This window comes from Streptomyces sp. LS-MS-L19, assembly GCF_058382285.1.
Genome location: NZ_JBYCLL010000001.1, coordinates 3,328,795 through 3,348,822, shown reverse-complemented (window position 1 = coordinate 3,348,822; position 20,028 = coordinate 3,328,795). Strand labels below are relative to the sequence as shown.

Below are 20,028 nucleotides of genomic sequence, written 5' to 3'. Positions count from 1 at the left end.
GGCCAGCCAAGGAGACGACGACTCATCTCTAGATGAACAATGCTCGGTGCTTGGGGCAGTGGTGGGTGTGTCCTGGCCGGGGCGCTTCTCACGGCCACTCTGGTGACTCTTGCGGCGCTGGGCAGCTTCCTTTCCGGGTTCAGTCTGAGGTGGGCTGGTTCGGCGATCTCCCCGTGAGAGCCTTGGCGGCATGGGGGATGCGTCGGCTGGACAGGATGTCCGGCGGTTTCTGGCGGAGATCCGTGTCGGTGACGTGTGCCGTGGCAGGGTTGCTTCAGTTTCTCCGTCCGAGATGTCCGTGCTCTTGGACGACTTCACCGACCGGCCGCTCGGGACGGTGGGGTCGTTGGACGGTTCCTGGCGTCGGCGTTTCTCCGACGTTGCCGTGGTCGGGCAGAGGGTCGCCGGCGAGGTGACCGCGGTTGATCTCGATGCGGGCCGGGTGCGGCTGTCGATGGCTGCGACGGAGAACCCGGAGCTCTGGGCGTTCCTCAAGCGGCTTCGTCAGGGTGAGCTCCTGTCCGGCACGGTGGCGGCGATCGAGCGGTTCGGTGTTTTCGTGGCCCTGGACGAGGGTCCCGAGCATCCGGTGTATCCCGGCGTCGGCTTCATCACGAATCCCGAGTTGTCCTGGCGTCATTTCGACGCGGCGTCCGATGTCGTCGAGGTCGGGCAGCGGGTGTCGTGTGAGTTCTTGCAGTTCGACACATGGAACGGAGAGGCTCGGCTGTCCCTCCGGGCGATGCAGCCGGACCCCTTCCTGGTGTTCACCGACGGCATCGTGGTGGGACAGAGGCTGAGTGGGCGGGTCACGAAACTGGTTCCGTTCGGTGTCTTCGTGGAGGTCGCCGACGGCATCGAGGGCCTGGTGCATCTGTCCGAGCTGAACTCGGCGCCTGGGGCGGCGCTAAAGGACGTCGTACAGGTCGGCGATCGGTTGACGGTTGTCGTCACGGACGTCGACCGCGAGCGACGTCGACTGTCGCTTTCTCGGCGACAGGCTTGAGGGGTTGCGGTTCGGACCGTGTCCGCAGATGACGCGCACATTCAGATCGGCCCGACGGGGAAGCAGCTGCTGTCGCTTGCGGTCAAGAACGCGAGGCGGCGCCTGCTGCCGTCCAGAGGGCCCTCGGGGCGGAGAGTCGGCGGCGCGCGATCGTGCGTGAGGCATAGAGAACGCCTGCGCTGCCTCCCTGGAGGGTCGACAGCTGTCCATTGCGAGCTCCAGTGGGTCTGAGGGCTGTGAGCCCGAGAAGCCCGTCCTTGGTGGCTTTCGCGTGAGTGGCTGCACTCGGTTCGCGACGTGTCCCATGGCCTGCGCCCAGTACGACGCCCACGGCGAAGACGCAGCAGAGGCAGACAGGGGAACCCGTAGGGGAACGGGCTGACCTCATCAGCTTTCAAATCGACGACCGCTCACAAGCCGGAATCAGCAACATCTGGCTCGTCTGGACGATCAAGAACAGCAGCAGCGAGAAGTCCAACTACGCCTGGGATTGGGAAGCGGTCGACACCGCAGGCACTCGCGTGGAGGACGGTTCGCAGCTGGAGACCAACGTGCAAGCCGGCCAGACGGCTCGGGGAGAGTTCCCCACGACGCTCAAGAGCGCGAAGGGCATCAAGCTCAACGTGACCAGCTTTGACCGGACTGCCAGTTACTGAGCGCGGGATCCACCACGGGCAGGGCTGATTGAGAAGGATAGGGCGATGAATCGGAAATCTATTCGCTCGTCCCTTTCCCGGAACTCGCCGGACGCCGCAGTCCGTCCTCGTCGCTGAGTACACATGCACAGCACGCTGGAGGCGTTCACGTGAGCATCACTCCCGGCAGCCCTCCCGCTTCCGCTTCCGGCCCTGGAGCGGGTGGAGCGGGTGGAGCGGGCGGCGCAGGCTACAACGGTGGGATCGGCGGTGCGGGCGGCGCCGGCGGCGCGGGTGGGGCCGGTGGGGGGCCGAGCAACAAGGCCTACATCATCGGGGGGATCATCTTCGCGCTCATCGCTGCCATCGGTGGGATCATCGCTGCCTCCGTTCAGGGAAACGATAGGAGCACCGGCTCAAACGGCAGCACCGCTCTCCCCCCGGCCCCTCTGAGCCAGTCCGCATTACCCCCGTCCGGCTCCACCGTCTCCCCGGAACCCACCTCCTCCGCTTCCGCCACGGTCGGGGCATCTTCCTCCGCGTGTTCGAGGTATCCAGTCACCCTCACTGGTCCGCGGAGATCACAGCGAGCCTTCGACCTTGAATACACCGTCAACTGCGGTTCTCTCCCTGCCGGAAAGCACTACGTGGTCATCGCTGAGCGCGAAGACCCCGATGGAGCCGGGGAGAGCCATCCCGAGTTCTATCCCAAGGGGGAACTGGACGCGACGGGTCCTGGATCCCACTCGTTCCCCGTCAATCTCGAAGACGCCCAGGTCGGCACTGGTCGAGATTTCTACGTCATCTCGCTCACCACAGAGCAGCAGAAGGAGCTCAAAATGGGAGGCATGACGTTGAAGTTGCCGACCGAGACGAGAGTGTCGAACCGGATGGAACACGTCATCCAGTAGACCCGGCCGGGTGGATCCAGCCCCGGGTCCGGCATCATCTGCTCGATGGGCGAGGAGGCGCTGCCCCTGACGGTCAGTTCTGGCAGCCGCAGCCGGAGGCTGACTTGGCCTCGGCCACAGTTGTCGTCGGGTCGGTGGCCGTCTCGGTCGAAGTGCAGCAGGCGGTGACTCCGCAGCAGGCCTCGGTGGTGTCTGCCGGCAGGGGCTTGGTCGCTCGTACGATCGCTGAGTGCATGCCGTCGGCGACGGGGTGCGTGGGGGTGATCTCGATGGTGGTGAAGCCGGCCGCCGCGAGGCCCTCGTGGTACTCCGTGAAGGACAGGGCTCCGGCGATGCAGCCGACGTAGTCGCCGCGTTCCGCGCGCTGGGCCGGGGTGAGGGAGTCGTCGGCGATCACGTCGGAGACGCCGATGCGGCCTCCCGGCCTCAGGACCCTGAAGGTCTCGGCGAAGACGGCGGCCTTGTCGGTGGAGAGGTTGATCACGCAGTTCGAGATCACCACGTCGACGGTGTTCGCCGGGAGCGGGATCGCCTCGATCGTGCCCTTGAGGAACTCGACGTTGGTCGCCTTCGCCTTCGCCGCGTTGGCCAGGGCGAGTTCGAGCATCTCGTCCGTCATGTCGAGGCCGTACGCCCTGCCGGTCGGGCCGACACGGCGGGCGGACAGCAGGACGTCGATGCCGCCGCCCGAACCGAGGTCGAGGACCCGTTCGCCCTCGTGGAGGTCGGCCACGGCGGTGGGGTTGCCGCAGCCGAGGGAGGCTGCCAAGGCCTCGGCGGGCAGGGTGTCGCGCTCGTCCGCGGCGTAGAGGGTGGAGCCGAAGTTCTCGTCGACCTCGACGGGTTCGGGCCCGCAACAGGCGGAGCCGCCCTCGGTGACCTTCACGGCTGCGGCCGCGTAGCGCTGTCGGACGGTTTCGCGCAGGTCGGTGGACTGGTCGGACATGTCTCACTCCTGGATGACGGGGCATGGCACTGCCCCGGAACGGCCTGTATTGACGTTCATTGATGCAAGCTTGCGCCTTGGATCGAAAAACGTCAACATAGAGGCATGTCGAAACAAGGACTGAGGGTCCTCGGCCAGGGGGCCGACGAGGGCTGCTGCCAGGGACTTGCCTCCGCTCCGCTGGACGAGGACCAGGCCGAGGATCTGGCGAAGGTCTTCAAGGCCCTGGGTGATCCGGTCCGCCTGCGGCTGATGTCGATGATCGCCTCGCGCGGAGAGGGCGGTGAGGTGTGCGTGTGCGAGCTGACGCCGGCCTTCGCGCTGTCGCAGCCGACCATCTCGCACCACCTCAAGCTGCTGCGGCAGGCCGGGCTCATCGACTGCGAGCGCCGCGGAACCTGGGTCTACTACTGGGTGCTGCCCGGGGTGCTGGAGCGCCTGGCCGCGTTTCTGACCACGGCCGAACCGGCGACGGTGCCCGGGTGACTCCCTCCTTGGCGCGGCGTGCGCTGGCGGAAGGCGTCGGCACGGCCGCCCTCGTCACCGTCGTGGTCGGCTCCGGGATCCAGGCGGCCGAGCTCTCGCGTGACGTGGGGGTGCAGTTGCTGGCCAACTCGCTGGCCACCGTGTTCGGCCTGGGCGTGCTCATCGCGCTCCTCGGGCCGGTCTCGGGCGCCCACTTCAACCCGGTCGTGACGCTCGCGGTCTGGTTCTCCGGGCGCACCAGCGAAGACGCGCCGGCCGCTCGGGAGCCGGCGGCATACATCTCGGCTCAGACTGTGGGCGCGGTCGCTGGTTCGGTCCTCGCCGACGCCATGTTCGCCGAACCCCTCGTGAAGTGGTCCACGCACGACCGTTCCGCCGGTCACCTCTGGCTGGGCGAGACGGTCGCCACCGCCGGTCTCGTACTCCTGATCTTCGGCTTGACCCGTACGGGGCGCACGCACCTGTCTCCGGCGGCGGTGGCGCTCTACATCGGGTCGGCCTACTGGTTCACCTCGTCCACGTCGTTCGCCAACCCGGCCGTGACCATCGGGCGGGCCTTCACGGACACGTTCGCCGGGATCGCGCCCGCCTCGGTCCCCGCGTTCGTCGTCGCCCAACTGGTCGGCGGGGTCATCGGCCTGGGGCTGGTGGCGGTGTTGTTCGGACGTCCCCACCCCGGCACGGCGAACACCCCTGCCCCGCATGCCGCCGAAGCCGTCGCTCCCTGATCCACCGTGCCCCAGGAAGACTCACCATGACTGCTCCCAGCGACCGCCCCTCGGTCCTGTTCGTCTGCGTCCACAACGCGGGGCGTTCCCAGATGGCCGCGGCCTTCCTCGCCCACCTCGCGGGGGACCGCGTCGAGGTCCGCTCCGCCGGCTCGGCACCTGCCGACTCCGTCAACCCGGCCGTGGTGGAGGCGATGAAGGAGGTCGGCATCGACATCTCCGCCGAGACGCCGAAAGTGCTCACGGTGGATGCCGTCCAGGCGTCGGACGTCGTGATCACGATGGGCTGCGGCGACACCTGCCCGGTCTTCCCGGGCAAGCGCTACCTCGACTGGCAGCTGGACGACCCGGCCGGACAGGGCGTGGACGCGGTCCGCCCGATCCGGGACGGGATCGAGCGGCGCGTCCGCGAGTTGCTGAACGAACTGACGAACTGACGAACTGACCGGCGCTCCGCTGGGAGCCCCTTCCTGCCGTGAGAGGGGCTCAGAGGGTGCTCTCGGAGGCCGGCCCGTAGAGGGCGGCGATGTCCTTGGAGGCCGACCAGCGGCTGTACGTGGGGGACTGGGGCCAGCCTTCGGGGGAGTCCTGCCAGTTCTCCTGGCGGCCGTAGGGGAGGAGGTCGATCAGGGCGAAGGTGTGGCTCAGTTGCTCGGTGCCGCGGCCGTTGGTGTGCCAGGTGCGGTAGACGGTGTCGCCGTCGCGGAGGAAGACGTTGACCGCGAAGCCGCCGTCCGGTGGGGCGCCGACGTCGGCTCCGAAGGAGCTGTCGGCGGTCGAGTACCAGGGCATGCGGTTGCCGACCCGGTGCCGGTAGGCGAGGGCCTCCCTGATCGGTCCCTGGGTGACCACGACGAACCGCGCGTCGTAGTTGTCCAGGAACTCCAGGCGGGTGAACTGCGAGGTGAACCCCGTGCAGCCGGGGCACTGCCACTCCTGACCCGGGGACCACATGTGGTTGTAGACGATCAGTTGCCGCTTGCCCTCGAAGACGTCCGCCAGCCGTACGGGGCCGTCCTCGCCCTCCAGTGTGTAGTCCGGCATCCGCACCATCGGCAGGCGGCGGCGCTCGGCGGCGATGGCGTCCAGCTCGCGCGTCGCGGCCTTCTCCCGGGCCCGCAGTGCCTCGAGTCGGTGTTCCCACGTCGCGGTGTCGACGACGGGAGGTAGCGCGTGTGCGGTCATGAGTCCCCTCACAGAGCTCGGCACGGTTGTGCTGGTGCGGGGGTAGACCCCGCCCGGCTCCGGAACTCATCGGCCGGCAGGAGGAGAGGTGGCGAGGGGCCACGGCCGCCGTGCCGTGGCCCTCCCGCTCATGACCTGTTACTTGCTCGCCGCGAAGCGCATCAGGGCCAGTTCGTCGCCCTGCTTGATCTTGCCCGTGACGTTGATGACCTCGAGCTTCCAGGTGGTGCCGACCCGGACCGCCTTGGCCACGGCGCAGCCGTTGTCCGTGGTGAGCATGCTGGGCCAGATGTCGGCGACCTGCTGGGAGCTGCCGCCGGTGGCGTCGTAGACCTTGAAGCTGATGTTGCGGGCCTTCTGGAAGGAGCTGCCCTTCTTGTAGGCCGCGGCGACGAAGACGATCGACGTGATGTGCGGCGGGATCTTCGCGAACTCGACGGTGACCGTCTCGTCGTCGCCGTCCCCGTGGCCGGTCTGGTTGTCGCCGCTGTGCAGCAGGGAGCCGTTGCCGATGGGGTCGAGGGAGTCGAGGCCCGCGAGGCGCACCGGGTCGCCGTCGTGCATGGCGATGGCGATCAGGTCGAGGTCCGTGCCGGTCTTGCGGCGCAGCTTGCCGATCACTCCGCCGCTGGCGCCGGCCGTGGGGTCCCAGGAGACCCCTATGGACAGATGGGTCACGCCGTCCAGGTCGGCGGGGCCGTCTTCCTTCGTGAGCGTAATCATGGGGACATACTGCACGGACCGCCGCCGCACTCCCAGGACGGGCCCGCGAAACCCGGTCGACCGGTGACGCCAGGCCTCGCCATCATGGGGAGATGCCCGAACTGACCCTGCCCGACGCCCGCTTCCAGGCCTCCTACCTCGACGCCGTACGGGAGTTCACCGAGGCGGGCCTCAACCCCCTTGTGCTGGTGGGCGAGGAGACCGGGCCGTACGAGAAGTCCTGGCGCGAGCCGGGGGGCTTCGCCGCGTACGTGGACATGCTCCGCGCGGAGACGGAACGGCCGCGCAGGCCGGACTGGGTGCCGATGACCAACTTCTGGTACGTCGAGGGCGACACCTTCCTCGGCAAGCTCTCCATCCGGCACCGGCTCACCCCCTTCCTGCTGGACTACGGCGGCCACATCGGCTACGCGATCCGCCCCGGCGCCTGGCGACGGGGGCACGCCACGGCCATGCTCCGGGACGCGCTGCCGTACTGCCGTCGACTCGGCATCGAGCGGGCTCTGCTCACCTGTGACACCACCAACACCGCGTCTCGTAAGGTGATCGAGGCCAATGGCGGAGAATTCGAGGACCGGCGCGGTGTAAAGCTGCGGTACTGGATCCGGACGGGGAACTGAGGCGTCTACGTCGTTATGGACCTGGAGAAGCGGCCTGCGCCGCAGCACCCCGCGCCGCAGCGGCCCGCGCCCGAGGGATGTCTGACCGTCGCGATCCGCATCCCGGTGCGGATCGTCGTGCTCGTGCTGGTCGTGCCCGTGCGGATGGTGTGGGACGCGCTCGTCGTGGTCGGGCGGTTCCTGCGGGACAGCGTGCTGCGGCCGCTGTGGCGGGCCCTGGTCGTCTGGCCGCTGACGGCCCTGTGGCGGTACGTCGTCGTGCCCTTCGCCAAGGCGGTCGGGTGGCTCGGCAAGGTGCTCCTCGTCATCCCGCTGGTGTGGCTGTACCGGTACGTCCTGACGCCGGTCGGACACGGCATCGCCTGGGTCGCGCGCGGGATCGTCGCCGGGCTGGAGTGGGTGTACGCGCGCGTGCTCACCCCGATCGGGCACGGGATCGTGTGGCTCCTCAAGGGCGTCGGGGCCGTGCTCGCCTGGATCTTCACCCCCATCGGGCGCGCCCTCGCCTGGTGCGTCGGCGGGATCGTGTGGCTGGCGGGCACGATCCTCAACGGCGTCGGCGTCGCTCTGTACTGGATCGCCCGCATCCTGCTCGTGCTCCCCGCCGTCGCCCTGTGGCGCTGGATCCTCGCGCCGGTAGGGAGAGTTCTCGCCGTCGTCGGGCGGGAGGTGTGGGACGCGCTCGGGCACGCCTGGCGGATCGCCGGGCACATCTCGCTCGCCGTCGGACGGTTCCTCGGGACCCTCTTCCGGTGGATCTTCGTCGAGCCGGTGCGCTGGGTGTACCGCACCGTGCTGACCCCGGTCGGGCACGTCATCCGGGACGTGGTGCTGCGCCCGGTCGCCGAGGCCGCCCGCAGTGTGGGGCGGATCACCCGGGCAGCGATCGCCTCCGCCCGCGAGAGCGTGCGGGAGGCCCGCGCCGACTTCCGGCGCATGCTCTTCGGCGAACCCCGTGAGAGGGAAGCGGTGGCCCGGCGGGAACCGACGGGCGCCGACACACGTACTCTTGGTAGCAGTACGACCGCACTCACGAAGGACTGAGCGACACTGGGCAAGCGACAGCCCGAAGGCCCGCCGCCCGCACCGGCGGTGCAGCGCATCCGACTGCGCTACACCAAGCGCGGCCGCCTCCGGTTCACCAGCCACCGTGACTTCCAGCGCGCCTTCGAGCGTGCGTTGCGCCGCGCCGAGGTGCCCATGGCGTACTCGGCGGGGTTCACGCCGCATCCGAAGGTGTCGTACGCCAATGCCGCACCCACCGGCACGGGCAGTGAGGCGGAGTACCTGGAGATCGCGCTCACCCAGGCCCGTGACCCGGAGAAGCTCCGGCTCCTCCTCGACGAGTCGCTGCCCACCGGGCTCGACGTCGTCGACGCGGTCGAGGCCAGGACCTCGGGACTCGCCGACCGGCTCACCGCTTCCGTCTGGGAGCTCAGGCTGGACGGAGTGGAGCCCGCCGAGGCCGAGCGCGCGGTCGCCGCGTTCAACGCCGCCGAGGCGGTCGAGGTCCAGCGCACCACCAAGAACGGCCTCCGGACCTTCGACGCCCGCCCCGCGGTCGTACGACTTGAAACGCACAGTGACCCTGCTGATAGGCCGACGGACCAGCCCTGTGCGATACTGCGGCTGGTTGTTCGGCACGTGACGCCTGCCGTACGACCCGACGACGTCCTGTCCGGTCTCCGCGCCGTGGCCGACCTGGCGCCGCCGGTCCCCGCAGCGGTGACCAGGCTGGCGCAGGGGCTGCTCGATGAAGAGACCGGCACGGTGACCGACCCGCTCGCGCCCGACCGCGAGGCTGTCGAGGCCCACTCAACGGCCGAACCGACCGCCGCCGCGAAGGCGTCGGCGTAAGGAAGGTCCCGCGAAGGACCGACGTCGTAGCGCCGCCCTCGTACTCGGGAGCCACCTGGGTCGGGCAGCGCACCCACACAGAAGACTTTCGCCAGGCCGTACCCAACAGGGCGTACGGAACCGGCGAGACAGGACACAGAGAGCTCCCGAGCGGCGCCCGCGCCCCGGACGGCGGCACCGCGCATCGCGCGAGCCGCGGACGTCACCGGCATCCCGCCGGACCAGGCGCGGCGCCCGGGAGCCTGACGGGAGACAAGCCCGCATGCTCGAGCCGACCGAACCCCTCGAGGGTTCCGAACAGAACACCCCCAGCGACACCCTGCCGCCGCGTCGTCGGCGCCGTGCCGCGTCCCGGCCGGCGGGTCCGCCGACCGATGCCGCCTCGTCGGGCGAGGAGGTCGTCGCTCCGGCCATACCGGCCGCGGAGGCCGAGGACCTCGTCACGGACGAGGAGGAGAAGCTCGACGAGAACGTCGAGAACGTCGAAAGCGCGGAGAACGGCGACAGCACCGGGGCCGAGGCGCCTGCCGAGGCTGCTGCGCCCGCCGCGCGTCCGCGTCGGCGTGCCACGCGTCGGGCCTCCGCGCCCGCCGGGGCGCCCGCGGCGGCGGAGGCCGCCGAGACCGTGGTGCCGGTGACCGCCGAGGCGCCCGCCGAAGCCGTGGCCGCCGAGAGCGTGCCCGCCGTCGAGACCAGCACCGAGGACGCCGCTCCGCCGCGTACGCGTCGGCGTGCGACCCGTCGTGTGTCGGCGCCCGCCGCGACCGCTGACACCGAGGCCGCCGAGACCGTGGTGCCGGTGGCCGCCGAGGCGCCCGCCGCGGCCGAGTCCGCCGATGAGACGCCCGCCGTGGAGACCGCCGCGCCTGCCGCCCGTACCCGGCGCCGGGCCACTCGGCGTGCCGCGGCGCCTGCCGATGCCCCTGAGGTCGCCGAGACCGCTGAGCCGGTGACCGCCGAGGCGCCCGCCGCGCCCGCCGAAGGTGTCCGGACCGCCGCCGAGGCCGACTCCGAGGCCGGCTCCGAGGACGCCGCCCCGCGTCGCCGTCGCCGTGCCACCCGCCGCGTGTCCACGCCGGCCGCCGACACCGCCGCGCCCGCCGAGAGCGCCGCCGCGGAGGCACCCGCCGCCGAGGCCCCCGCTGCGAAGGCAGAGGCGAAGGCAGAGGCCCCCGCCGCGGAGCCCGCCCCCGTCGCGGAGCCCGCCGCCGAGGCCCCTGTCGAGGACGCCTCCCCCCGCCGTGGCCGCCGTCGTGCCGTGCGGCAGGCCGCCGTCGGGTTCTCCGAGCCCGCCCGCCGGTCCGCCGGTGCCGAGGACGAGGAGAACGGCTCGCGCCGTCCCGCGCGGCCCGCGGTCGCCGTGTTCCAGGCGCCCGTCTTCACCGAGCCGCAGTTCCAGACCCCGCAGCGGGCCGCAGCCGAGGCCGCCGCGGAGGCGGAGGCCGGGCAGAGCGAGCCAGCCGAGGCCGTCGTGACCGCCGAGCCGGCCGAGGAGATCGCCGAGGAGCAGACCGGGTCGCGGCGCCGCCGCCGGCGCCGGGGTGCCGCCGACGAGCCCGAGGCGCGGGAGACCGCCCCCGAGACCGTCGTAGAGGACGAGGAGCCGGACGACGGCGCCGAGGACTCCGTCGACGAGGACGAGGCCGAGGAGACCGGGTCGCGGCGTCGCCGTCGGCGCGGTGGCCGTCGCCGTCGCCGGGGCGAGTCCGCCGAGGCGTCCGGTGACGAGGAGCCGGACGACTCCGACGAGGCCGCCGACCAGTCCGCCCAGGACGAGGACGGGGCCGAGCAGGACGACGAGGACGACGAGGACGCCCGTTCCGACGAGTCCGGTGGCTCCAGCTCCAGCAGCCGTCGCCGCCGTCGCCGCAGGCGTCGGGCCGGGGACTCCGCCGCCGACACCGAGCCCGGTGACGGCGACCCCGAGCGGACCGTCGTCAAGGTGCGCGAGCCGCGCCCGAAGGCCGAGCCGTCCGACGAGGTGCAGTCCATCAAGGGCTCGACCCGTCTGGAGGCCAAGAAGCAGCGCCGCCGGGAAGGCCGCGAGCAGGGCCGCCGACGGGTGCCGATCATCACCGAGGCCGAGTTCCTCGCCCGTCGCGAGGCCGTCGAGCGCGTGATGGTCGTGCGGCAGCACGGCGAGCGCACCCAGATCGGCGTGCTCGAGGACGGCGTGCTGGTCGAGCACTACGTCAACAAGGAGCAGGCCACCTCGTACGTCGGCAACGTCTACCTGGGCAAGGTCCAGAACGTGCTGCCGTCGATGGAGGCCGCCTTCATCGACATCGGCAAGGGCCGCAACGCGGTGCTCTACGCCGGCGAGGTCAACTTCGAGGCGCTCGGCATGGCCAACGGGCCGCGCCGCATCGAGTCCGCGCTGAAGTCCGGCCAGTCCGTGCTCGTCCAGGTCACCAAGGACCCGATCGGGCACAAGGGCGCGCGTCTGACCAGCCAGGTCTCCCTGCCGGGCCGCTACCTCGTGTACGTCCCCGAGGGCTCCATGACCGGCATCAGCCGCAAGCTGCCCGACACCGAGCGGGCGCGGCTGAAGACCATCCTCAAGAAGATCGTCCCCGAGGACGCGGGCGTCATCGTCCGCACGGCCGCGGAAGGCGCCTCCGAGGACGAGCTGCGCCGCGATGTCGAGCGGCTCCAGGCGCAGTGGGAGGACATCCAGAAGAAGGCCAAGAGCGGCAACGCCCCGACGCTGCTCTACGGCGAGCCGGACATGACCGTCCGGGTCGTCCGCGACATCTTCAACGAGGACTTCTCCAAGGTCGTCGTCAGCGGTCAGGAGGCCTGGGAGACCGTCCACGGATACGTCTCCCACGTCGCCCCCGACCTCGCCGAGCGGCTCCAGAAGTGGACCTCCGAGGTCGACGTCTTCGCCACGTACCGGATCGACGAGCAGCTCGCCAAGGCGCTGGACCGCAAGGTCTGGCTGCCCAGCGGCGGCTCGCTGGTGATCGACCGGACCGAGGCGATGGTCGTCGTCGACGTCAACACCGGCAAGTTCACCGGCCAGGGCGGCAACCTGGAGGAGACGGTCACCAGGAACAACCTGGAGGCGGCCGAGGAGATCGTGCGCCAGCTGCGGCTGCGCGACCTCGGCGGCATCATCGTGATCGACTTCATCGACATGGTCCTGGAGTCCAACCGGGACCTGGTGCTCCGGCGCCTCCTGGAGTGCCTGGGCCGGGACCGGACCAAGCACCAGGTCGCCGAGGTCACCTCGCTGGGCCTGGTCCAGATGACCCGCAAGCGGGTCGGCCAGGGTCTCCTTGAGTCCTTCTCCGAGACCTGCGTCCACTGCAACGGCCGCGGTGTCATCGTGCACATGGAGCAGCCGAGCTCCGCCGGTGGCGGCGGCAAGCGCAAGAAGCGCGGGCGCGGCGGCGACGGGCACGAGCACACCCACGAGGCCGTGGCCGCCGTAGAGGCTCCCGAGGCGCCCGAGGAGGTCGAGACCGAGGCCGAGCTCGCCGCCGAGGTGGCCGAGCCGATCTCGCTGGCCCCGGCCGAGTTCGAGCCCGACGAGGAGCTCTACAGCAGCATCGCCGAGGCGGAGGCGGCCGCCACGCGCGGGCGTGGCCGTCGCCGGGCGAGCCGCCGGGCGTCGGCTCCGGCCGGTGCGCCGCGAGGTGCCGGGTCGCGCAGGTCGGGTGGCTTCGAGGAGCCGGCCGTCGAGGAGGGCCCGGTCTCCGAGAGCGTCGAGGTGCCGACCGCCCAGGCGGTGCCCGCCGAGGTCGAGGCCGAGCGTCCCGTGCGGCCGGAGACGGCCGCCGAGGCACAGGCCGAGCCGGTCGCCGCGGAGGACCCGGTGGTCGCCGCCGAGGCGCCGGTCACCGAGGAGGCCGCGCCCAAGGGCCGTACCCGTCGGCGCGCCACCCGCAAGGTGTCCGCGCCCGCCGGGTCGCCCGCGGGGGCGGAGGCCGCCGTGGTGACGGTCGCCGAGACCGCGCCGGTGGCCGAGGCACCCGCCGAGGAGCCCCCGGCGGCCGCCGCGGCCGAGCCCGAGGCCGCTGCCGAGAGCGCCGCCCCGGCCCGTCCGCGCCGCCGGGCCGTCCGCAAGGCCACCGCGCCCACCGCGTCCGAGGAGGCGGCCGTCGTGGTCGTGCCCTCGGCGGAGACGCCGGCCGTGACGGAGGAGCCCGCTGCCGCGGAGTCCGCCGAGGAGGAGGCCGCTCCGGCCAAGAAGACCGCCCGTAAGACGGCCAAGAAGGCCACGGCGAAGAAGGCCGCGACCAAGAAGACCGTCGCCAAGAAGACGGCCGCGAAGAAGACCGTGGCCAAGAAGACGACCGCGAAGAAGGCGGCGTCGAAGAAGACGGTGGCCGCCGAGCAGCAGTCGCCGGGCTCCGTCTCCACCCAGGCGGACGAGTCCTGACGGACGGTCACCGAATGAATTCGGCCGATCGGTGATCGAAATCCGCCCCTGGTTCGCCGGGGGCGGATTTCGTGATTCTGTGGGTATTGCGTCCGACGGAAAGTTGTCAACCGGTGATCGATCATGTGAATGGCCGGTGAATCCCCGGCCTGTCCCCAGGGTTATGATGTGAGCCGAGATTGACGCTTAATTTAGACAAATAGGGATTTTCGTGAAGGCTCTCGTGCTCTCCGGGGGAGCGGGCACCCGCCTCCGCCCGATCACCCACACCTCCGCCAAGCAGTTGGTGCCGGTCGCCAACAAGCCCGTGCTGTTCTACGGCCTGGAGGCGATCGCCGAGGCCGGGATCAGTGAGGTCGGGATCGTCGTCGGCGACACCGCGGACGAGATCCGTGAGGCGGTCGGCGACGGCTCCCAGTTCGGGATCAAGGTCACCTACATCCCGCAGGAAGCGCCGCTGGGCCTCGCCCACGCCGTGCTCATCGCGCAGGAGTTCCTCGGCGACGAGGACTTCGTCATGTACCTCGGCGACAACTTCATCGTCGGCGGTATCACCGGTCTGGTGGACGAGTTCCGCGCCGAGCGGCCCGACGCGCAGATCCTGCTGACCCGCGTCCCCAACCCCACCTCCTTCGGTGTCGCCGAGCTCGACGCCGGCGGCCGGGTGGTGGGCCTGGAGGAGAAGCCGAAGCAGCCCAAGAGCGACCTCGCCCTCGTCGGCGTCTACCTCTTCACGCCGGCCATACACGAGGCCGTCCGCTCCATCGAGCCGTCCTGGCGCGGGGAGCTGGAGATCACCCATGCGATCCAGTGGCTGATCGACCAGAAGCGTGACGTCCGTTCCACGACCATCTCCGGCTACTGGAAGGACACCGGCAACGTCACCGACATGCTGGAGGTCAACCGGTCGGTCCTGGAGACCGTCGAGCCGGTGGTCGAGGGCACGGTCGACGAGTCCAGCGAGATCATCGGCCGGGTGCGCGTCGAGGCGGGCGCCAGCGTCAGTGGCAGCCGCATCGTCGGTCCTGCCATCATCGGTGCCGGCACGGTGGTCAACGACGCCTACATCGGTCCGTTCACGTCCGTCTCCGAGGACTGCCGGATCGAGGACAGCGAAATCGAGTACTCCATCGTGCTGCGCGGCTCGTCCGTGACCGGCGTGCGCCGCGTGGAGGCCTCCCTCATCGGACGTGACGTAGAGGTCACGCCCGCGCCCCGTAACCCCAAGGCACACCGGCTCGTGCTCGGTGATCACAGCAAGGTGCAGATCTCTTCATGACAACCCGGATTCTGGTGACCGGCGGCGCCGGCTTCATCGGCTCGCACTACGTCCGTACCGTGCTCGGCCCCCAGGGCCCCGGTGACGTCTCGATCACCGTCCTCGACAAGCTGACGTACGCGGGCAACCCGGCCAACCTCGACGAGGTGCGCGAGCACCCGGGCTTCGCCTTCGTGCAGGGCGACATCTGCGACCCCGAGCTGGTCGGCAAGCTGATGGCCGAGCACGACCAGGTGGTGCACTTCGCCGCCGAGTCGCACGTGGACCGCTCCATCGACGGCGGCGCCGAGTTCGTGCGCACCAACGTGGTCGGCACCCACACCCTCATCGACGCGGCCCACCGCGCGGGCATCAAGACCTTCGTGCACATCTCCACCGACGAGGTCTACGGCTCGATCGACGAGGGCTCCTGGCCCGAGACGCACCCGCTGGAGCCCAACTCGCCGTACTCCTCGGCGAAGGCGTCCAGCGACCTGATCGCGCTGTCGTACCACCGCACCCACGGCCTCGACGTGCGGGTGACCCGCTGCTCCAACAACTACGGGCACCACCACTTCCCCGAGAAGGTCATCCCGCTCTTCGTGACCAACCTCCTCGACGGCAAGAAGGTCCCGCTGTACGGCGACGGCGGCAACGTCCGCGACTGGCTGCACATCGACGACCACGTCCAGGGCATCGAGCTGGTGCGCACCAAGGGCCGCGCGGGCGAGGTCTACAACATCGGCGGCGGCACCGAGCTCTCCAACAAGGAGCTCACCGGCCTGCTGCTGAAGGCCTGCGGCGCCGACTGGGAGACCAGCGTCGAGTACGTCGAGGACCGCAAGGGCCACGACCGCCGCTACTCCGTGGACTGCACGAAGATCCGTGAGGAGCTCGGCTACGAGCCGCGCAAGTCCTTCGAGCAGGGCCTCGCCGAGACCGTGCAGTGGTACCGCGACAACCGTGCCTGGTGGGAGCCGCTGAAGGAGCGGGCCGCGCTGTGACCGACAACCGCACCTGGCTGGTCACGGGCGCGGGCGGCATGCTGGGCCAGGACGTCCTGGCCCGGCTGGCCCAGTCGGGGGAGCGGTACGTCGCCCTCGACCGCAAGGCGCTGGACCTCACCGACGCCGACGCCGTGAGCGCGGCACTCGAAGAGCACCGGCCCGCCGTCGTCGTCAACTGCGCGGCCTGGACCGCCGTGGACGACGCCGAGACCCGTGAGGACGAGGCGCTCGCCATCAACGGCGACGGCCCGGCCCACCTCGCGGCGGCCTGCGCCCGCACCGGCGCCGTCCTGCTGCACGTCTCCACGGACTACGTCTTCGCCGGGGACGCCACCGCGCCCTACGCCGAGGACGCGCCCACCGCGCCCCGCAGCGCCTACGGCCGCACCAAGCTGGCCGGCGAGAAGGCGGTCCTCGGGATCGAGCGCGGGTACGTCGTGCGCACCGCCTGGCTGTACGGCACCGGCGGCCCCAACTTCGTCAAGACGATGATCAAGCTGGAGGGCGTCAAGGACACCCTCGACGTCGTCGACGACCAGCGCGGCCAGCCCACCTGGAGCGCCGACCTCGCGGGCCTGCTGGTCGAGCTGGGCCTGGGCGCCCTCGCCGGCACCGCCCCGGCCGGCGTCTACCACGGCACCAACTCCGGCGAGACCACCTGGCACGGCTTCACCCAGGAGATCTTCCGGCTGCTGGGCACCGACCCGGACCGGGTCCGCCCCACCACCAGCGAGGCCTTCGTGCGCCCCGCGCCCCGCCCCGCCTACAGCGTCCTCGGTCACGGCCGGTTCGCCGAGGCCGGCATCGAGCCGCTGCGCGACTGGCGTACGGCCCTCACCGAGGCCTTCCCGGAGATCCACCGGGTCCATCTGAAGGAGAACACGGCGTGACGGTCAAGGTCAGCGTCGTCATCGCGGTCTACAACCCCGGCAAGTACGTCGAGGACTGCATCACGGGCCTGCTCCGGCAGAGCCTGACCCCGGACGAGTTCGAGGTCTTCTTCGTCGACGACGGCTCCACCGACGAGACGCCGGCCCGCCTGGACCAGCTCGCCGCCGAGCACCCGCACTTCCACGTCATCCACCAGGAGTCCTCCGGCTGGTCGGGCAAGCCCCGCAACACCGGCATCGAGGCCGCCCAGGGCGAGTACGTCATGTTCGTCGACCACGACGACTGGCTGGGCGACGAGGCCCTCGAGCGGATGTACGACTACGGCAAGGCCAACGAGGCCGACGTGGTCGTGGGCAAGATGGCCGGCATCGGCCGCCCGGTCCCGCAGGAGCTGTTCCGGGTCAACCGGCCGCGCGCCACCGTGGAGAACGCGCCGCTGATCGACAGCCTCACCCCGCACAAGATGTTCCGGCGGGAGTTCCTCAACGAGCACACCATGCGCTTCAAGGAGGGCCGTCGCCGACTCGAGGACCACGTCTTCGTCGTCGAGGCCTACCTGCGCGCCAAGAGCGTCGCCGTGCTCGGCGACTACCTGTGCTACTACCACATCACCCGTGACGACGGCTCGAACGCGGGCTTCCAGCGCTTCGACCCGGTCGGCTACTTCGGCAACCTGCGCGAGGCCCTCGACGTCGTCGAGGAGCTGACCGAGCCGGGCGCGCTGCGCGACAAGCTGTTCAGCCGCTGGCTGCGCAACGAGATGGTCGAGCGGCTGCGCGGCCAGCGCCTCCTCAAGCTCCCCGAGGACTACGCCGAGGAGCTGTACACCGAGATCCACAAGGTGGTCACCGAGCGCTTCGGCCCCGGTGTCGTCGCCCGTCTCGGCCTCACCCAGAAGGTGGTCGCGGGGCTGGTCTTCGCCGACCGCTACCAGGACATCCGCACGCTCGCCGAGTGGGAGGCCGGGATCAAGCCGACCGGCGAGCTCACCTCGCTGGAGTGGCAGGACGGCACCCTGAAGGTCGGCTTCGACTCCGAACTCCAGATCGACGGCGAGCCGATGACGTTCCGTCGGGACGGCGAGCGGCAGCTGCTCGGGCTGCCGCTGTCCGACGAGGCGCTGAAGGCCCTCGACGACCAGGGCATCAAGCTGGACGCCCCGCTCGCCAAGAGCGACGTCGACCTGGTGGTCCGGCACCGCGAGGACGCCCGGCAGTTCTACCTGCCCGTCACGAGCGAGCCGCACGAGATCGAGGCCGGGGAGGGTGTCTTCCGGCAGCGGATCTCCGCCCGCGCCGAGCTCGACCCCGAGACCGCGGCCTCCGGCGCCCCGCTCGACAAGGGCCTGTGGGACCTGCACCTCAGGATCAAGTCCTGCGGCTGGAGCAAGGAGACCCGGCTCGGCGCGGTGCGCGGCGAGGACGTGGAGGCCGGTCGCCTGGCCGCCCTCACCGGCGAGCCCAAGCGGCTCGTGCTGCCGTACTGGACCGAGGGTCCCGGCAACCTCTCGCTCGACGTGGACCAGCACACCAACAAGCTGGAGGGCGAGGCGGTCGCCTTCATGCCGCCCGCCGAGGGCGCGGTCGAGGGTTCCGCCGTACGGCTGCCCCTGCCGCTGCACATCGCCGCGACCGGCGGGGACTCCGTCCAACTGCGCTTCGAGCGCAAGAACGTCGGCAAGTACCCGGCCGACGCCACCCTGGACGGCCGTATCGCCACCGCCGAGCTGCCGCTGGAGAAGCTCACCGGGATGCGCTGGGCGGTGCGGGTCGGGGTGCCGTCCGCGGCCCGCGGGGAGCGCAAGTGGACGCGGCTGCCCGTCGACGTCGTGGTGGACGCCGACGGTGCCGCCAAGGTCATCGACCGGCACACCCCGTCCGCGAAGCCCGCCGCGAAGAAGGCCGCCGCCCCCACGAAGAAGGCACCGCGCCCCCTGTGGCGCCGGGCCGCCGGGCGCATCAAGCGCGCCCTGACCAACCAGAAGAAGGGCTGAGACCCGCGATGCGACCCCTTTCCATCTCCGGTGCCTGGGTGTTCGAGCCGAAGGTCTTCCCCGACGGCCGCGGCAGCTTCCACGAGTGGTTCAAGGCCCCCGTCTTCGCGGAGGCCGCGGGTCACCCGCTGAGCCTGGCCCAGGCCAACATGTCGGTCTCCAGCCGGGGCACCCTGCGCGGCATCCACTTCGCCGACGTGCCGCCCGGGCAGGCCAAGTACGTCAAGTGCGTGCGCGGCGCGGTCCTCGACGTGATCGTGGACATCCGGGTGGGCTCGCCCACCTACGGCCAGTGGGAGATCGTCCGCCTGGACGACCAGGACCACCACGCCGTCTACCTCTCCGAGGGGCTCGGCCACGGGTTCATGGCGCTCACCGACGACGCCACCGTGGTCTACCTGTGCTCCGAGGGGTACGCGCCGCAGCGCGAGCACGGCGTCCACCCGCTCGACCCGGAGATCGGCATCGAGTGGCCCGAGGGGATCACCCCGCTGCTGTCCCCCAAGGACGAGCAGGCGCCGACCCTGGCCGAGGCGCGCGAGCAGGGGCTGCTGCCCTCCTACGAGGAGTGCGTGGCGTACCGGCAGGGCCTCGGCAGCTGAGCGGGAGCGGGGCCCGGTTTGACCCGTTCGGCCGCGGCCCCGTAACCTAGACCGTCGGCGTGTCCACTGGTGACACGCCACATCCCCGTAAACCTCTTCCTCTCGGGCCGTTCTTCCGGCCGGGAGAGGCCGTTCGCTCTGCCGGGCGGCTGGACTGCGGGGGTGCCGTTCCCGAGCGAGAGAGTGAGATCCGCGTGTACGCCATCGTGCGCAGCGGTGGTCGCCAGCACAAGGTTGCTGTCGGCGACATCGTTGAGGTTGACAAGATTTCCACCGCCAAGGTTGGCGACACGGTCGAGCTCTCGACCCTGCTCGTTGTCGACGGCGACGCTGTGACCAGCGACCCGTGGGTCCTGGCCGGCATCAAGGTCCAGGCCGAGGTCGTGGACCACCACAAGGGCGTCAAGATCGACATCCTTCGCTACAAGAACAAGACCGGCTACCGCCGTCGTCAGGGCCACCGCCAGCAGTACACGGCGATCAAGGTCACTGAGATCCCCGCGGCTGCGAAGTAAGGGACTGAGGAGAGATGGCACACAAGAAGGGCGCATCGTCCACCCGTAACGGTCGTGACTCCAACGCTCAGCGCCTCGGCGTGAAGCGCTTCGGTGGTCAGGTCGTCAACGCGGGCGAGATCCTGGTCCGCCAGCGCGGCACCCACTTCCACCCGGGTGCGGGCGTCGGCCGCGGCGGCGACGACACGCTGTTCGCGCTGAACGCCGGTGCGGTGCAGTTCGGCACCCACCGTGGCCGCAAGGTCGTGAACATCGTTCCGGTCGCCTGAGCTCAGGCC

General features: G+C 70.6%; 20 protein-coding genes. 17 read left to right on the top strand and 3 right to left on the bottom strand.

The annotated features are described in order from the left end of the window. The first annotated feature begins 190 nt into the window (after positions 1-190). From AC2XR2_RS14770 to AC2XR2_RS14760, 3 genes are all read left to right on the top strand, one after another. Positions 191-1,006 carry a S1 RNA-binding domain-containing protein gene (locus AC2XR2_RS14770; protein WP_491515264.1) on the top strand — a complete coding sequence of 272 codons (816 nt, stop codon included), beginning with the start codon at positions 191-193 and terminating at the stop codon, positions 1,004-1,006. A 275-nt stretch (positions 1,007-1,281) separates the two neighbouring features. Next, entirely contained in the window at positions 1,282-1,662 is a 381-nt protein-coding gene (locus AC2XR2_RS14765; protein WP_491515263.1) for a hypothetical protein, read from the top strand. Between the two features lie 626 nt (positions 1,663-2,288). Continuing rightward, positions 2,289-2,552, top strand: a complete 264-nt coding sequence (locus AC2XR2_RS14760) for a hypothetical protein (RefSeq protein ID WP_491515262.1) — start codon at positions 2,289-2,291, stop codon at positions 2,550-2,552. Positions 2,553-2,625: 73 nt separating this feature from the next. Here the strand turns inward: AC2XR2_RS14760 and arsM are convergent, their stop codons facing one another. After that, complete coding sequence (gene arsM / locus AC2XR2_RS14755; RefSeq protein WP_491515261.1) at positions 2,626-3,498, bottom strand: arsenite methyltransferase; 873 nt, start codon at positions 3,496-3,498, stop codon at positions 2,626-2,628. A gap of 105 nt (positions 3,499-3,603) precedes the next feature. On the opposite strand from arsM, the gene AC2XR2_RS14750 reads away from it, so the two are divergent. Genes AC2XR2_RS14750 through AC2XR2_RS14740 form a run of 3 tightly spaced genes read left to right on the top strand, consistent with a single transcriptional unit; the run spans position 3,604 to position 5,149 of the window. Then, positions 3,604-3,984, top strand: a complete 381-nt coding sequence (locus AC2XR2_RS14750) for an ArsR/SmtB family transcription factor (protein ID WP_391193396.1) — start codon at positions 3,604-3,606, stop codon at positions 3,982-3,984. Next, a complete protein-coding gene (locus AC2XR2_RS14745) occupies positions 3,981-4,712 on the top strand; it encodes an aquaporin (protein WP_491515260.1) in 732 nt (243 codons plus the stop codon). The genes AC2XR2_RS14750 and AC2XR2_RS14745 overlap by 4 nt, the downstream gene beginning before the upstream one ends. A 26-nt stretch (positions 4,713-4,738) precedes the next feature. Next, a complete protein-coding gene (locus AC2XR2_RS14740; RefSeq protein ID WP_449351322.1) occupies positions 4,739-5,149 on the top strand; it encodes an arsenate reductase ArsC in 411 nt (136 codons plus the stop codon). 49 nt (positions 5,150-5,198) lie between these two features. Here the strand turns inward: AC2XR2_RS14740 and AC2XR2_RS14735 are convergent, their stop codons facing one another. Beyond that, complete coding sequence (locus AC2XR2_RS14735) at positions 5,199-5,897, bottom strand: DUF899 domain-containing protein (RefSeq protein ID WP_491515259.1); 699 nt, start codon at positions 5,895-5,897, stop codon at positions 5,199-5,201. 138 nt (positions 5,898-6,035) lie between these two features. Further along, positions 6,036-6,620 (bottom strand): TerD family protein, encoded by a 585-nt coding sequence (locus AC2XR2_RS14730; RefSeq protein WP_280851527.1) that lies wholly within the window; start codon positions 6,618-6,620, stop codon positions 6,036-6,038. Positions 6,621-6,712: 92 nt separating this feature from the next. On the opposite strand from AC2XR2_RS14730, the gene AC2XR2_RS14725 reads away from it, so the two are divergent. The 11 genes from AC2XR2_RS14725 to rpmA all read left to right on the top strand — a co-directional run bounded on the left by AC2XR2_RS14725 (position 6,713) and on the right by rpmA (position 20,019). Further along, a complete protein-coding gene (locus tag AC2XR2_RS14725) occupies positions 6,713-7,240 on the top strand; it encodes a GNAT family N-acetyltransferase (RefSeq protein WP_491515258.1) in 528 nt (175 codons plus the stop codon). A 15-nt stretch (positions 7,241-7,255) separates the two neighbouring features. Continuing rightward, entirely contained in the window at positions 7,256-8,284 is a 1,029-nt protein-coding gene (locus tag AC2XR2_RS14720; protein ID WP_491515257.1) for a hypothetical protein, read from the top strand. 48 nt (positions 8,285-8,332) lie between these two features. Continuing rightward, entirely contained in the window at positions 8,333-9,097 is a 765-nt protein-coding gene (locus tag AC2XR2_RS14715; RefSeq protein ID WP_381299928.1) for a TIGR03936 family radical SAM-associated protein, read from the top strand. Positions 9,098-9,359: 262 nt separating this feature from the next. Next, a complete protein-coding gene (locus AC2XR2_RS14710; RefSeq protein WP_491515256.1) occupies positions 9,360-13,484 on the top strand; it encodes an Rne/Rng family ribonuclease in 4,125 nt (1,374 codons plus the stop codon). Between the two features lie 211 nt (positions 13,485-13,695). Continuing rightward, positions 13,696-14,763, top strand: coding sequence for a glucose-1-phosphate thymidylyltransferase (locus AC2XR2_RS14705; RefSeq protein WP_330266957.1), 1,068 nt, complete (start codon positions 13,696-13,698; stop codon positions 14,761-14,763). After that, positions 14,760-15,746 carry a dTDP-glucose 4,6-dehydratase gene (rfbB, locus tag AC2XR2_RS14700; RefSeq protein ID WP_306981288.1) on the top strand — a complete coding sequence of 329 codons (987 nt, stop codon included), beginning with the start codon at positions 14,760-14,762 and terminating at the stop codon, positions 15,744-15,746. The genes AC2XR2_RS14705 and rfbB overlap by 4 nt, the downstream gene beginning before the upstream one ends. Continuing rightward, entirely contained in the window at positions 15,743-16,639 is an 897-nt protein-coding gene (gene rfbD / locus AC2XR2_RS14695; RefSeq protein ID WP_491515255.1) for a dTDP-4-dehydrorhamnose reductase, read from the top strand. Before rfbB ends, rfbD begins: the two co-directional genes overlap by 4 nt. Next, the gene (locus tag AC2XR2_RS14690) at positions 16,636-18,633 is read left to right on the top strand and encodes a glycosyltransferase family 2 protein (protein WP_491515254.1); all 1,998 of its coding nucleotides are present in this window, start codon (positions 16,636-16,638) and stop codon (positions 18,631-18,633) included. Before rfbD ends, AC2XR2_RS14690 begins: the two co-directional genes overlap by 4 nt. Before the next feature lie 8 nt (positions 18,634-18,641). Beyond that, the gene (gene rfbC, locus AC2XR2_RS14685) at positions 18,642-19,235 is read left to right on the top strand and encodes a dTDP-4-dehydrorhamnose 3,5-epimerase (protein WP_381299924.1); all 594 of its coding nucleotides are present in this window, start codon (positions 18,642-18,644) and stop codon (positions 19,233-19,235) included. Positions 19,236-19,429: 194 nt separating this feature from the next. Beyond that, positions 19,430-19,750, top strand: a complete 321-nt coding sequence (gene rplU / locus AC2XR2_RS14680; RefSeq protein WP_007381993.1) for a 50S ribosomal protein L21 — start codon at positions 19,430-19,432, stop codon at positions 19,748-19,750. Positions 19,751-19,764: 14 nt separating this feature from the next. Continuing rightward, a complete protein-coding gene (rpmA, locus tag AC2XR2_RS14675) occupies positions 19,765-20,019 on the top strand; it encodes a 50S ribosomal protein L27 (RefSeq protein WP_030961848.1) in 255 nt (84 codons plus the stop codon). Positions 20,020-20,028 lie beyond the last annotated feature (9 nt).